Consider the following 13919-nt stretch of genomic DNA (forward strand, 5'->3'; position numbering starts at 1 on the left):
ATGAATACGGATTCAGATTGGGTGGTGATTTCAAAGGGATAGACGTTGGTGCTTTCTTCCAGGGAGTAGGAAGCCGTCAGATCTGGGGAGACGGAGCCCTGGCAATTGCGGGTTACAATTCAGGAGACGGAGCCATACCAGCAGCGATTTCGGATAACTATTGGACACCAACCAATACAAACGCATTTTATCCTGCGGCCTTTAACAACGGAGGAAGCAATTCCACCAACAACATGCAGGTCCAGTCAAAGTATTTATTAGACATGTCTTACCTGCGAATGAAAAGCGTAACTCTGGGTTATTCACTACCGAATAAAATGCTTAGAAAAGTAGGTGTTAATTCACTGCGTGTTTACGTAGCGGGAGAAAATCTGTTATCGTGGGATAAGTTAGGCGATCTGCCAATTGATCCTGAATACATCAACGGATTCTCGATGTTTAATACTGACAATTACAACTCAGACAGAACAGGTGTTGCAATTCCAACATTTAAAAGCTTTTCGTTTGGTGCTCAATTAAATTTCTAAACTTACAAAGATGAAATATCAATTTAAATTTATATACAGTGTCATTGCGGCATTCGTTCTGGTCACTTCCTGTAACAAGGATGTGCTGGATCGCCCGCAATTGAACGATCCAACCGACCCACTCTATTGGAAAAATGAAACGGACGTGCGCTTATTCGCAAACGGTTATTACACAAATTATTTCAACGGATATGCAAGTTCGTTTACCGTGGATTACACTCCTGTCCGCGGCTATACGTTTTCGGACGACCTGACCAGCAGAAATATTCAGTCCCCATTTGAGAATACAGTTCCGCCAAGTCGTCTTTCGACTTCCGAAGCAGGTGGATGGATGTCTCAATATGCAGGGCCAACCTGGAATTTTTCATGGGTACGTAAAACCAATATTTTTATAAACCGCCTGGACAGTGTAGCGAAGCCTAATTTAACCCCTGAATCGTATAACCACTGGAGTGGTGTTGCACGCTTTTTCAGGGGATACGAGTACAGCCGCCTCGTAAGTGTATTTGGAGATGTGCCTTATTTCGACAAAGACCTTAAGGAAACAGACCTGAAAATCCTTTATAAGGATCGTGATAACCGCGGTGTGGTAATGGACAAAGTTTATGACGACTTTAAGTTCGCCCTGGCCAATATTCGTATCAATGATGGAAGGCAAAACCTGAACAGAAACATTGCAGCGGGTTTTATTTCCCGTTTCATGTTGTTCGAAGGCACTTTCCAGCATTATCATAGCCTGGATGCTGCGCGGGCTAAGAAATACCTGGAACTGTCAGTTGAAGCTGCACAGATTGTGATGAACAGTAATGCCTACAATTTCGGAAGTGATTTCAAGGCACTGTTTTCATCCGATAACCTGAATGGCAATCCTGAGATTCTTTTATATAGAACGTACGATGCCGCCTTAACGGTTACACACAGTATCGGATCATACAACAACGGTACGGAAGGTAATGGTGGCGACGCCAACTTGGACCTGGTTAAAGCGTTCATCGTGAACGATGGAAAGCCATATCAGAATTCTACCGTGGCAAATGCAACCAGCTTCGCCATCCCTGACCTGGCAAAAACCCGCGATCCGCGTTTCGAAGCTACGTTTATTGACCGTGCTCACACCCCGGCATCAACATTGCTTTATGGTTATAAATTTGCTTCCAGAGAGGCCATCACGTTTATCGGTAAAGCCTATCCTGCTATGTGGAGAAGCAATACCAACACCAGCGACGCGCCGGTCATGCGTTTGGCTGAAGTGGTACTGAACTGGATCGAGGCAAAAGCCGTGTTACAACAGCACTTTGCAGGTTCGGTGGTAACGCAGGGGGATCTGGATAAATCGATCAACGCCATCCGTAATCGTCCCCTGGATGCAGCGGCTACGGCGAAAGGTGTTAAGAAAACTTCTCCGATGCTGCTTGCAGCGCTGCCGGTTGACCCTGCGCGTGACTCCGATGTACCAGCCCTGATCTGGGAGATCCGCCGCGAGAGACGTATGGAATTTGTATATGAGCATACCAGGTTGTTAGATCTGAAACGTTGGAAGAAACTTCGATATATGGACTACAGCACCAAGCCGGATTACTTATTAGGTCCGTGGGTAAATCTTCAGACAGAAGCTCCAGCACTGCTTACTGCTTCTTTTGTCAACAAAACCAGGGTGAGAAAAGCAGACGGCACTATTGTGATCTTTAAGGGCACTAACCAAAGTGATATGGTGGGCTTCTTTATGGTGGAAAACGCAAGTAACCGTAACGCCTTTACCGACAGATCATACCTTGCTCCTATTGGACAAACCCAAATTGTGGAGTATAAGGAAAGAGGCTATACCCTTACACAAACTACCGGCTGGTAATTGTGTCATACCAATGAACTATACAAAAGGAGGCTGTTCGAGTTTAGACGGTCTCCTTTTTTGCATAAACATATCCTAACCAATATCTTTCGATGAAGAAACTAATATTTCCGCTTCTTGTGAGTTTATTCTTTTTGAATGCCTGTAAAAAAGGTGGCGAACCTAAGCCGGTAGTTCAACCGCCAATCCCAAAAGCTCCCTACATCTCGAACACTAGCTTTAAGATCGTAGCCTATTTTCCTTCTTACCGCAATCCGGATTCTGTCGATGTCAGTAAATATAAAATGATCACTCATTTATATTATGCGTTTCTCACTCCCAATGCAAACGGAAGCCTTAATTCCCTGCCTGAACCTGCACGTTTTAACCAGGTTATTGCTGCAGCCCGGAGCAAAGGAGTTAAAGTAGGAATATCTGTTTCAGGGGCTTCAAGTATATTTGTTTCTCTTGCCGCTAATGCCGAAACAAGAACGACCTTAGTTAAGAATATTTTGACTTTTGTGAAGCAAAATAACATGGATGGGGTAGATATGGACTGGGAATACCCCCGTACTACGGACGGAAGTGATATTACGTATACTGCATTAATCAAAGAGCTTTCAGACAGCTTACATAATAATAATAAATACCTGAGCGCAGCCGTCACTCCCGGAGTATATGCCGGATCAGTAAGGGATGGATTCAAATCAGAGAATTTTGCTTATATAGATTTTATTAATCTGATGATCTATGACGGTTTCGGGTGGGATAAGTCTGCGCCAAAGCAGCATGCATCTTATAACATGGCTATTTCCAGTTTGGATGTGTGGCAGAACATGAAGGGCCTTCCAAGAGAAAAAACCATATTAGGGCTGCCTTCTTATGGAAGAAGCGCTCCTACCGTATCTGCTGGCTATCGAAGCCTGATGGCTGCCGGTGGAAATTCAAATATTGATTCAGCCGCTTTTAATGGGTCTGTTTATTATTACAATGGCACAAAGACCGTTAAGAATAAAGCCATATTGGCTAAACAACGGGGGAATGGTTTAATGATGTGGGAGTTTTATTTTGATACCAATGGCAGTAATTCATTGTTAAAAGCTGCAAATGATACCTTGGGAAGAGCTTATAATTAGGCAGGATTTTACCGGTTTTTCGGCCAGCAGCGGATAGCAAATACTAATAATGCAAAAGTGAAAAATATCATAACCTCATCCCTGCTGATAATAACAATTTCAACTTCTTTTGTCAATTCTGATGAGCAAAGCATAGATACCCTGCCTATAACAAATGCTGAGGAACGACCTGTAATTGTCTGGCAACCTTCACATCAAACTAATACCGGAATTAATTTCAGCGAGGCAGCTGTATGTAACGCCATTGTTGAGGCGGCAATGGACGCAAAGCCAAGGCTAAAGGAGCATAAGGTATGGAGCCTTGGCCAAAAAAGACTTCATCATTCAAATGTGGGCAGCAATACAATCGTGGAGCAGACTTCAGCCGTAATAAACGGACAGTTATCCGGGTATGCCTGGGAATTGGAGAAAGCAAATAAGAAGGAGCCGAAGGTATTTATTTCCGTTCATAATAACGGCGGTACCAAGCGCCACGCCGTATGGGGCTTTATACATGAAGGAGATAAATTTGAAGCTGAAAATCGCGCGCTCGCCAGCCGTCTGGTAAAGGCGATTAGTGCAGCGACCGGGCTTGAAGACAGGGGAGTGCTTTTTGACAGCTCGACCGGGAGAAATGATTACAAATGCAAGACCAGCGGTAAGCTCGCCTTTTTTAGTCTTGATGAAAACGTGAATAAAGCTCCCTATAGAGTGCTTCTTGAAGTCGGTGATAATGGCGTAAGCAAAGAATTTCTGGAGAATCCCATAAACCAAAGAAAACTTGGAGAAGCTATAAAACGTGCCCTTGCTGCCTGGCTTGCAGAAAAGCAATAAAAGACTGAACACTATTTTGAATATTATCTAATTCGGTACCAATATGCTACGACCATTTTCGGCCATTATAGTGTTGATGCTAATTTATAGCCTCACAGTTATGGCGCAGAAGGATATATCGCCGAAGCGCGAGCTAAGAGGAGTATGGCTTACAACTGTACAGAATATCGACTGGCCGTCCAAAGGGAATACCAATCCAGTAGCGCAGCAAAAGGAGCTCCTCGAGATCCTGGATAATCATGAAAAGACTGGAATTAATTCGATATACCTCCAGGTAAGGCCGTCTGCCGATGCTTTTTACGGCAGGGGAAGGGAATTGTGGAGCCAGTTTTTAACAGGCAGGCAGGGAGTTGTACCCAACCCTTACTGGGACCCTTTGGATTTTGCTATCAGAGAGGCGCATAAAAGAGGAATGGAACTGCATGCATGGATAAACCCCTATAGGGCAACAAATGATCTTATTGAGACAAATACCAATGTAAATCATATCACGCGCAGACACCCCGATTGGTTCTTTAATTACGGGAGAAAGACATATTTTAATCCCGGGCTACCTGAAGTGCAGGCTTATATCGTTCAGGTCATGATGGACGTTGTGCGGAATTATGATATTGACGGGATCCACTTTGATGATTATTTCTACCCTTATCCCGAAAAGACCAGCTTACCTGACTCCGCTACTTTTGCTCAATACGGAAAAGATTTTGCCAGTATTCATGACTGGCGGCGAAATAATGTAGATAAATTCATAAAAACTGTGTCTGACAGCGTTCATGCTGCCAAAAAATTCCTGAAATTCGGAGTAAGCCCTTATGGAATATGGCGTAATAAATCTGATGTACCTGAAGGCTCGGAAACCAGCGGTAATCTTACTTTATGGCATTCATTATATGCAGATGCCCGTAAATGGACAAAGGAAGGCTGGCTCGATTACGTAAATCCTCAGATATACTTTCCCTTTTATTATAAAGTTGCGCCATTTGAGAAAATGATGGATTGGTGGGCCAGCAACGGATATGGAAAACACGTATACATTGGAGAGGCGCCATTTCTGGCAGAGAGAACAACTCAAGGCTGGGAAAATAAGAGCCAGTTACCTGACCAGGTTCGTTATCAACGAAAGAATCCAAATGTGCACGGGAGCATTTACTTTAGCTCAAAATCGGTAACTACTAACATGGGTGGATTCAGGGACTCCCTACGGAAGGACTTTTATGCCAGTCCGGCGTTGGTGCCAACTATGAGCTGGCTTGATAATGTCTCTCCAAATGCTCCTTCCGGCTTGCAGGTATCAATGGAGAAGGGGAAGAGTGTGCTTAAATGGACCGAACCCTCATCGGCGTCTGACGGTGATAACGCCTATGGCTACGTCGTTTACAGATCCGGAACGGATTCAAAAGTTAATCTGAATGATCCTAAGAATATCAGGAAAATAAGTTTTAATTCTTCTACTAGATTTATAGATGAAACAGCTCAGAAAGGGAAAAATTACAGGTATGTAATTACAGCTATCGACCGTTTGAAAAATGAAAGCAATGCTTCAAATGAAGTTAAAGTAAGCGTCCGTTAAGATCCTTCAGTATAACAATCAGCTATTATGAAAACACCCTTGTCATTTCGGCAAGGGTGTTTTTACAACATGTAAATTAGAATATTTTATATCCCAGGCTAAGATGCCATAAATTGGTTTTTTGGTCGTACTTGTCGGTTTTGTTTATATTGCTGATACCTGCTTCATACCTTACATCGAAGGTTAGTTTCGAAATATCGATACCGGCCCCCGCCTGCAGACCCAGAGCCTGATCTTTATAATTCCTGAAGTCTTTGACATCCTGGGAAGCGGTAGATTCAGGCTCTTCATTATCCAGCAGGAATGAAACAACCGGCCCGGCCATAAAGCGGACATTTAACCCACCTGGCCCAATTTTAGTTCCTATTAATAACGGCAGGTCTAGCGTAGTAAAATTTATTTTTTCATCGCCGCTGTACACCTGAGCCGCTGTCGGATAAGTGCTTCCCTTACTTCCGAGATACAATTCTGGTTGAAAATACAAGCCAGCTCCACCAAAGCGTGCAAATACGCCTGCCTGGTAACCAGTGCGATTTTCCTCGGCAGCCACATCTGACTTCAATTTGGAAACATTTAAGCCTGCCTTAATTCCGAAAGCGAACGAAGGTAACTGAGCCATAGCTCCTATGCCCGTTGTTAACAATAGACATGTAACTAAAATAATTTTCTTCATATATAAATTCTTTAGTTTATACGAGATCTTCTCTCATATCATAAAGACGGTTTTTTTGGATAAAAGTTGCGTCTTGACGCAATCTATAAAACATCTTGGCATTTTGTGTGATAAAACTTAATTTTGTACAAATTAGAACCATGGCAGAGATCAGTATCAGTAATTCAGATTGGGAGCGTTTAAAACTTAAGATTAGTCGGAAATACAACCACTTAAACGAAGAAGACCTTGCCTATCACGAAGGACAGGAAGAAGAGTTAATCACCCGTTTGATGGCCAGAATCAAGCGTAGCCGGGAATACGTAGTGTTTACCCTGAAAAAAGGCATGGTCCATCTCGAAACCAACAGGTTGTAATTCCTTTATTACAAATACCTTAAGACTAAGTTTTTCTGATCGTAGCTATACTAAATAGTATACCTTTTTCGTACTTTTAAGTATCGTAATTGTATCGTATGAATAATTCTGTAGAACCTAATCCTAATAAATCAGCATTAAGGAGAAAAATCCTGATTGGTGCTTTAGCCATTTCCCTGTTCTCTCTATCATTTGTTGAGGACCTTTTTCAGGTTTCTAAGAATCTCGACATCTTCGCTTCGGTATACAAGAATCTAAGTATTAATTATGTCGATAACGTCAATTCGTCAGAAATGATGAAAACCGGTATTGATGCTATGCTGGAGGAGCTTGACCCGTATACCGAATATATCCCTGAATCTGATATTGAAGACTATAAATTAAAATATGTCAGTACCCAATATGGTGGTATCGGAGCGACTATTTCAAACCGCGATGGAAAGGTGATAGTGGCTGAACCTTATGAAGGCTTTCCGGCCCAAAAGGCTGATGTTCGTGCAGGAGATGAAATATTGGAGATAAACGGGGTTTCCTTAAAAGGGAAGGCAAATGAACAGGTGAGCTCTATGCTTAAAGGTTCGAAGGGAACACCTGTAAAGCTTGTTATTGCAAGGCCGGGCAATTCCAAACATATTGAGATCAATCTTCAAAGGGAAGAGATCAGGCAAGATAACGTACCTTATTACGGCATGCTGGAGGGAAATGTTGGATATATTAAGCTTGATAAGTTTCTCGAGAATTCCGGACAGGAAGTAAAGAGCGCACTTTTAGACCTTAAAAAGAATGATTTAAAAGGACTTGTACTTGATCTCCGATATAATGGCGGAGGTATCCTTCAGGAAGCTGTTAAGATCGTCAACCTTTTTGTAGATAAGGGCGTCACTGTAGTTATCCAAAAAGGCAGGAATCGCGAGAAATCAATCACATATAATACTTTTAATAATCCGGAAGAGCCTAACCTTCCTTTGATTGTCCTGGTGAACAATCGTGCGGCGTCCGCTTCAGAGATCGTTGCTGGTTCATTGCAGGATCTTGACAGGGCGGTTGTGATAGGGCAGAGGAGTTTTGGTAAAGGTCTTGTTCAGCAAACGTTTAATCTTCCCTATAACAGCCTGGTGAAAGTCACAGTTGCTAAATATTACACCCCTTCGGGAAGATGTATCCAGGCACTCGACTACACTCATCGCGACAGCGAAGGCAGCGTTGTAAAAGTAGCTGATTCGCTTATTACTGAATATAAAACTAAAGCCGGACGGTCAGTTTACGACGGAAGCGGCATTTATCCTGATGTGTTTGTTAAGCCAGTTAAGTATAATCTGATCACTCAAACACTTGCTTCTAAATATCACATTTTCGATTATGCAACTGTTTACAGGGCCGAGCGTGCAACTATTCCGGATGCAAAAAGCTTTAAACTTACAGATGCTGAATACGCAAAGTTTGTTTCGTACTTGTCTACCCGGGATTATAATTACAACACCCGGACCGAGCGGATATTGAACGACCTTCGGGATGAAGCTGAAAAAGAAAGCAAATTGACTGATATTAAAGCTGAGTACGATGCATTAAAAGCTAAAGTGTCACACAGCAAGAAGAACGATCTTATACAATTTAAAGATGAGATCAGAAAAGTGCTTGAAGCAGAGATCGTGTCCAGATATTTCTTCCAAAAAGGAAGACTTGAGCAAGGATTTAAGTACGATGCTGATGTTAATGAATCACTAAAGGTCATCAACAATAGATCGGTATTAGCCTCCATTCTTAACGGTGAAGGAAACTATAAGTCTATCGGAAAGCCGGGAGCAGATTTTTCAGCGAGCGTCCGCTAATTTCAGGTAACGAAAAATTAAAAGGAGCGTAACGAGTAAGCTCCTTTTTTAATTTCTTAAGGCTTCCAGCTTAATCCCATATTATAAAGCATAAATGCCCATTTATCAACTTGCTCTTCAATCACTTTAGCTGTAGGTTTTCCAGCACCGTGACCAGCATTGGTTTCTAACCGAAGGAATGATAGATCGTTCCTACTGATCCTTTGAATGAGTCGTCCTTTTCATTGCCAAATAACGAACTGCCGCCAAATTTATCTTTCAGATCTTTAATAGCATGCATGGCATCTTTATAAGTAGCCACAAACAGCTGCTGATCCGAAGTGCCCTCAACTGTTAATTGTTGGTGGTCATATTTATCAAGGATATCGAGGGCGTAACTATAGTCTGTAACTACTTTTAACAATCCTGTCGCCTCATCAGAGGTCAATTCTTTACTTTTAAGCACATTACTTAAAAGATTAACCGTTTGCTTTAGGGAATTGAATTGATCAGTTTGTTCCTTTAACCGTCTTTCATTTATTGTGTATCCTTTAGCCAGATAGCCCGTTAAAACTTTGTTTGCCCAAATGCGAAATTGCGTACCTCGTTTTGAGTTAACACGGTAACCGACTGAAATGATTAAGTCCAGATTGTAGTGGATAACATTTCTTTTAACTTTTTTTAAACCTTCAATTTGAACTTGTGCAAAATTTGCACAAGTTGAATCTTTGTCCAGTTCTTCGGACTGGTAAATATTCTTAATATGCCTTCCAATGGAAGTCCGGTCAGTAGCAAAAAGTTCAGCCAACTGGTATTGATCGAGCCAGACCGTATCTTTCACCAGCTTTACATCAACAGCAGTTGAACCGTCGTCGGCCTGATAGATTATAATTTGATCTGAGTCCATAAATAAAAATAGTGTTTAAATATCAAAGCTATCTGAAGCGGGCAAGCTCGCTTAATACTGTGCAAATGCTTTGTGATGTGCCTGTTTAATTTCGCTGGCCAATGATAACGGCTGCAAAACTTGCATATCAGGCCCATAAGAGAGCAGTTCCATCACGAGGTCATGCGTCACGCATAGATTCAATTTAATCCGCAATTCGTCGGCGTTATCATCTATTATCTCCTGGCTCGGGTGAAGCGGCAAGGTTTTGATATACTTTCCCTGGGTCGGAGTGAATGACAGGATGATATCCTCGGGCTCTTCATCCTGCGGGTTAATAATCCCGAAACAAAAACGAAATGTCTTTTCTGCATCGAAGCCTGCCGGGATCGGGAAATGCTTTTTCGTGATCTCTAGTTCAGAAAGCCGGTCGATCGCAAAGGTTTTGACCCTATCGTCTTTGCAATCCCGTGCCAGGATGTACCAGCGGTTTTTAAATTCCTTTAATAAAAGTGGTTGAACTGTGCGAATGGTAATCTCTTCTTTCCAGAACTTTTCATAAGTAAACCGGGCCAATAGCCTGTTTTTAATTGCATGAAGCAGCCCATACAGATTTTCAGTGCCCGAGCCCCTGCGCTTTTCGAAATGAACATACGCCGATAGACCTGCCGCAATACTAAATGTATTGAACATATCAAACGCCTCCAGCATACGGTCGCTTAGCTCAGGTTCGCCGGCATCATGGATATAATATACCCGTCGCGAAACGTCGTACCGGATATCAATCATATACAGGGAGCGGATCTCTTCAACATCGCGCTGAAATGTACGATTCGACACCAGCATGTCTTCGCCGCGCAGTTCGGATTCGCTTTCCAGGCGCTCCATGATCTCCTGTAGGCTGCATGGTCTGGACCTTAGCTTATTGATGATCAGGGTATACCGTAGTAATGATCTTCTTTTGGACATGATAATGATTTTGTACAAATATAAAGACAGACTACGCCAAATAATGTCGTAGTATTAAAAACTTATATTTCTACCTTTTCTTTTAATGTTTTGATATACCGGTCATACATGACCAGGCTGCCTGCAGTAGATACGTTCATAGAATACTTGCCAGGCAGCCGGATGATCGTATGACATTGCGCGAGTATATCTTCTGGCAAGCCCGTGTCTTCGGCGCCCAGCAGGTAAACGGCTCGTTTAGGATGGTTGAACTCCGCAATATCACAGGCATCCTCGGTAAGCTCCACGCCGATTAACTGGGTATCCTTCGGAAGACCGTCTAATAGCCCAGCCATATTTTCATGATGAAAGAAGGGAACGTTCCGCCAGGTCTTGAGCGTGTCGCTGGGCTGCTATTTATATTTCATGAGAATAGTAAACACATACGACGCATGAAAGAGTTGCGCGCTCCGCCATAACGTACCTATATTACGCCTGCATTTGTTGTGATAGATCCCGATGCCGAAGAAGCCTGCCATAGTCTTTTGTTTTGATCAAAAGTATGGGGTGGGTACGACCGGAGGTGTCGGGGCATATTTATTCCTTATTAATAATTTCCACCGCTATTTTTTCTCATTCAATATATTTTTAGCAGCTATAATTATGTCATTACAATATATTTCTTCGGATATTCCCCAATACCCGGGATGATAGGCCTGGATATATACTTTATCACCTTTTAAGAAATAGTTAGCACTGCCCCGTTGGCGTTTTTCAACCTCGGATAGTCCTAATGTAAGCTTCCCCGATAGCTTGTTGCAAATTAAGGAGCGATAAAGTCCTTCATCGATAATATAATGTGATCTAAAACCCAAAAGTAAAGAAAACATCCAGCGGCTTAACGCAGTCAATACGTCTGTGAGGAATGATTTTATATTTTCGCTGAAATTAATGCCAGCTTCTGAATTACTGGCCTCTCTTTGACAAGCTATATTTTTGACAATTCTCTTTTGGCTTTTAGTAGAGGCAAAAAATGAGCGCGGGAATTGTCCCGGAAAAAATTCTTATTCTTCTTAATTGCCGAAAAGAGGTTGGCAAAGGGTTCTGTCAAGGGCCACGGCCTTAGCCGGGTTTATATACCCTTGACGGGTTCCTGCCAACGTTTAATTTGTGTTTAAGCTCGAATATAAAAGTTTAGCGATTATGATAAGCGGCCACAAGTATCTTTTAAACCACAGTTATGGCCGCTTTTAATATTTTATATCCATTTAACCAACCTCTTGTAGATTGTTATTGAACTTTCAAATCTTAACCATGACTAAGATTGAACATCAAGGTTCTTGGATGTGAGATTTGGCGCATTATAAAAATACCTATCACGCCAAAAGTGCACCTAAATCAAAAGATTTGGCGCGATATAAAATGTTATATCGCGCCAAATCTCAAATTGTTTCATTATTTTTGTTTTAAAATGTTTGTATGGAAACAGTTATAGGAAGGCTGGAAGAAAAAGTGATGCTGGAGAAAATAGAAAAGTCTATTGAAGCAGAACTAGTAGCAGTTTACGGACGCAGAAGGGTTGGCAAAACCTACCTGATCAGAAACGGGTTTAGTAAAATGCCGGTGTTTGAATTTTCGGGGATGCATCATGCTACATTAGAACAACAACTGGAAAGCTTCGCATTAGCGCTTACGTCTGCAACAGGGGGGCTTCCTATAGCGCGGCCTGGAAGCTGGCTGAAAGCCTTTGAGCTGTTAAAGCAATACCTGAACCCTATCGTATCAAAAGGACGGACGATCATCTTCTTCGACGAATTTCCATGGATAGACACGCCAAGGTCCGGGTTCCTTTCTGCTTTTGAGAATTTCTGGAACAGCTGGGCATCCAAACAAAAAAAACTGGTAGTGGTCATCTGTGGTTCTGCAGCGGCCTGGATGATTAAAAAGGTCCTCAACAATCGTGGAGGGCTGCACAACAGGGTAACCCGTAGAATCCGCCTAATACCTTTCACTGTGGGGGAAACCGATGCATATCTGAAACACCGCAAAATTAAGCTTGACAAATACCAGGTACTGCAGCTTTACATGGCTATGGGAGGGATACCGCAATACTTAAAAGAAGTAGAACCGGGAGAAAGCGCAGCACAGGCCATAGACAAACTTTGCTTTACCAAAGAGGGGCTGTTGCAGGATGAGTTTAAAAACCTGTACCACTCTTTGTTTGATAGTGCGCAGAGCCACATCGATATTGTTCGGGCGCTGGCAAAAAAAGGGAAAGGCCTCACAAGAACAGAACTCATTGCTGCATGCAAACTCAGTTCAGGAGGGTATACAACTCAGTTACTGGAAGAGCTTACCGAATCCGGATTTATAAGCTCCTACATCCCATTGAACAAGACCAAAAAAGATGCGCTGTATAAACTTACCGACGAATATTCGTTGTTCTATCTCAAATTTATCGAGGGGAGCAAAGCCACCGGAGTAGGAACCTGGCTTCGTTTCATTTCCGGAAATTCATGGACGAGCTGGAGTGGAAATGCGTTTGAAAGTGTCTGCATGAAACACATCGCACAGATCAAAAAAGCTATCGGCATCAGTGACGTCTATGCCGAAGTTTCGGTTTGGAGACATCAGCCAAAAGATAAGACAGACAAAGGCGCTCAGATCGATCTGCTGATCGACAGAAATGATTCCTGTATAAACATCTGCGAAATGAAGTTTTCGGCAAATGATTTTGAGATCACCAAAGCTTATGCCAAGGAACTGGAAAGCAAACTCAAGATCTTCCAACAACAGACCAAAACCAAAAAAACCCTGTTCTTAACAATGATCACCACCTTCGGCGTAAAGAATAGTCAAAACTATCCAGGGCTCGTACAAAAGGAGGCAACAATGGGCCTATTGTTTGACCAGTAAAAAACGGCTATAAAAACCCCTTCATACTGTCTGATAAGCTTTTTAGCTTTAGGTAGCAAAGGGACATGTAAGATGAATGTTTTGGTATGCTCTGAAAACAAAAAACCCTCAAATCATATCATTTGAGGGTTTTTGTGTCATTTAACATTAAAAAAGCGGACCGGACGGGACTCGAACCCGCGACCTCCGCCGTGACAGGGCGGCATTCTAACCAACTGAACTACCGGTCCGTTTGCTTTTATACTATCTGCCTCACGGCTAATCCCTGAAATGCTCAGGAAAGATACAATTTATTTTTGTGATCCCGCTGGGATTCCCCGTTCTCCAACGGGGTAAACCTGTCTGCCGACAGGCAGGCTTCTTATCCCAGAGAAACTTTTCACTATCGTGCTGCGCACGTTACTTTGTGATCCCGCTGGGATTCGAACCCAGGACCACTACATTAAAAGTGTAATGCT

11 protein-coding genes, 1 tRNA gene and 2 pseudogenes are annotated in these 13919 nt (G+C 42.5%); 8 read left to right on the forward strand and 6 right to left on the reverse strand.

Features of this window, described 5'->3' with window-relative positions; genetic code table 11:
• From WKF69_RS14225 to WKF69_RS14245, 5 genes and pseudogenes are all read left to right on the forward strand, one after another.
• A pseudogene (locus tag WKF69_RS14225) lies at positions 1-527 on the forward strand (SusC/RagA family protein); the annotation flags it as partial.
• A gap of 10 nt (positions 528-537) precedes the next feature.
• Positions 538-2376 (forward strand): RagB/SusD family nutrient uptake outer membrane protein, encoded by a 1839-nt coding sequence (locus WKF69_RS14230; RefSeq protein ID WP_340382740.1) that lies wholly within the window; start codon positions 538-540, stop codon positions 2374-2376.
• A gap of 92 nt (positions 2377-2468) precedes the next feature.
• Complete coding sequence (locus WKF69_RS14235; RefSeq protein WP_340382741.1) at positions 2469-3491, forward strand: glycosyl hydrolase family 18 protein; 1023 nt, start codon at positions 2469-2471, stop codon at positions 3489-3491.
• A 57-nt stretch (positions 3492-3548) separates the two neighbouring features.
• The gene (locus tag WKF69_RS14240) at positions 3549-4304 is read left to right on the forward strand and encodes an N-acetylmuramoyl-L-alanine amidase (protein WP_340382742.1); all 756 of its coding nucleotides are present in this window, start codon (positions 3549-3551) and stop codon (positions 4302-4304) included.
• A gap of 100 nt (positions 4305-4404) precedes the next feature.
• The gene (locus WKF69_RS14245; RefSeq protein WP_340382743.1) at positions 4405-5874 is read left to right on the forward strand and encodes a family 10 glycosylhydrolase; all 1470 of its coding nucleotides are present in this window, start codon (positions 4405-4407) and stop codon (positions 5872-5874) included.
• A 76-nt stretch (positions 5875-5950) separates the two neighbouring features.
• Here the strand turns inward: WKF69_RS14245 and WKF69_RS14250 are convergent, their stop codons facing one another.
• Entirely contained in the window at positions 5951-6547 is a 597-nt protein-coding gene (locus tag WKF69_RS14250) for a porin family protein (RefSeq protein WP_340382744.1), read from the reverse strand.
• 140 nt (positions 6548-6687) lie between these two features.
• Here WKF69_RS14250 and WKF69_RS14255 point away from each other — a divergent pair, with 140 nt between their 5' ends.
• Both WKF69_RS14255 and WKF69_RS14260 read left to right on the forward strand, forming a co-directional pair.
• Complete coding sequence (locus tag WKF69_RS14255; protein WP_340382745.1) at positions 6688-6903, forward strand: hypothetical protein; 216 nt, start codon at positions 6688-6690, stop codon at positions 6901-6903.
• Positions 6904-7001: 98 nt separating this feature from the next.
• A complete protein-coding gene (locus WKF69_RS14260; RefSeq protein ID WP_340382746.1) occupies positions 7002-8732 on the forward strand; it encodes a S41 family peptidase in 1731 nt (576 codons plus the stop codon).
• A gap of 166 nt (positions 8733-8898) precedes the next feature.
• Here WKF69_RS14260 and rhuM read toward each other — a convergent pair whose 3' ends face one another.
• The 4 genes and pseudogenes from rhuM to WKF69_RS14280 form a co-directional block, all read right to left on the reverse strand.
• Positions 8899-9618 (reverse strand): RhuM family protein, encoded by a 720-nt coding sequence (gene rhuM / locus WKF69_RS14265; protein ID WP_340382747.1) that lies wholly within the window; start codon positions 9616-9618, stop codon positions 8899-8901.
• A gap of 51 nt (positions 9619-9669) precedes the next feature.
• Positions 9670-10566, reverse strand: coding sequence for a WYL domain-containing protein (locus WKF69_RS14270; protein WP_340382748.1), 897 nt, complete (start codon positions 10564-10566; stop codon positions 9670-9672).
• 62 nt (positions 10567-10628) lie between these two features.
• A pseudogene (locus WKF69_RS14275) lies at positions 10629-10928 on the reverse strand (TrmH family RNA methyltransferase); the annotation flags it as partial.
• 240 nt (positions 10929-11168) lie between these two features.
• A complete protein-coding gene (locus WKF69_RS14280) occupies positions 11169-11435 on the reverse strand; it encodes a hypothetical protein (protein ID WP_340382749.1) in 267 nt (88 codons plus the stop codon).
• A gap of 589 nt (positions 11436-12024) precedes the next feature.
• Here WKF69_RS14280 and WKF69_RS14285 point away from each other — a divergent pair.
• The gene (locus WKF69_RS14285; protein ID WP_340382750.1) at positions 12025-13461 is read left to right on the forward strand and encodes an ATP-binding protein; all 1437 of its coding nucleotides are present in this window, start codon (positions 12025-12027) and stop codon (positions 13459-13461) included.
• A 156-nt stretch (positions 13462-13617) separates the two neighbouring features.
• Here WKF69_RS14285 and WKF69_RS14290 read toward each other — a convergent pair.
• Positions 13618-13691, reverse strand: a tRNA-Asp gene (locus WKF69_RS14290).
• Positions 13692-13919: the final 228 nt, after the last annotated feature.

The organism is Daejeonella sp. (assembly GCF_037719425.1).
Lineage (GTDB): Bacteria > Bacteroidota > Bacteroidia > Sphingobacteriales > Sphingobacteriaceae > Daejeonella.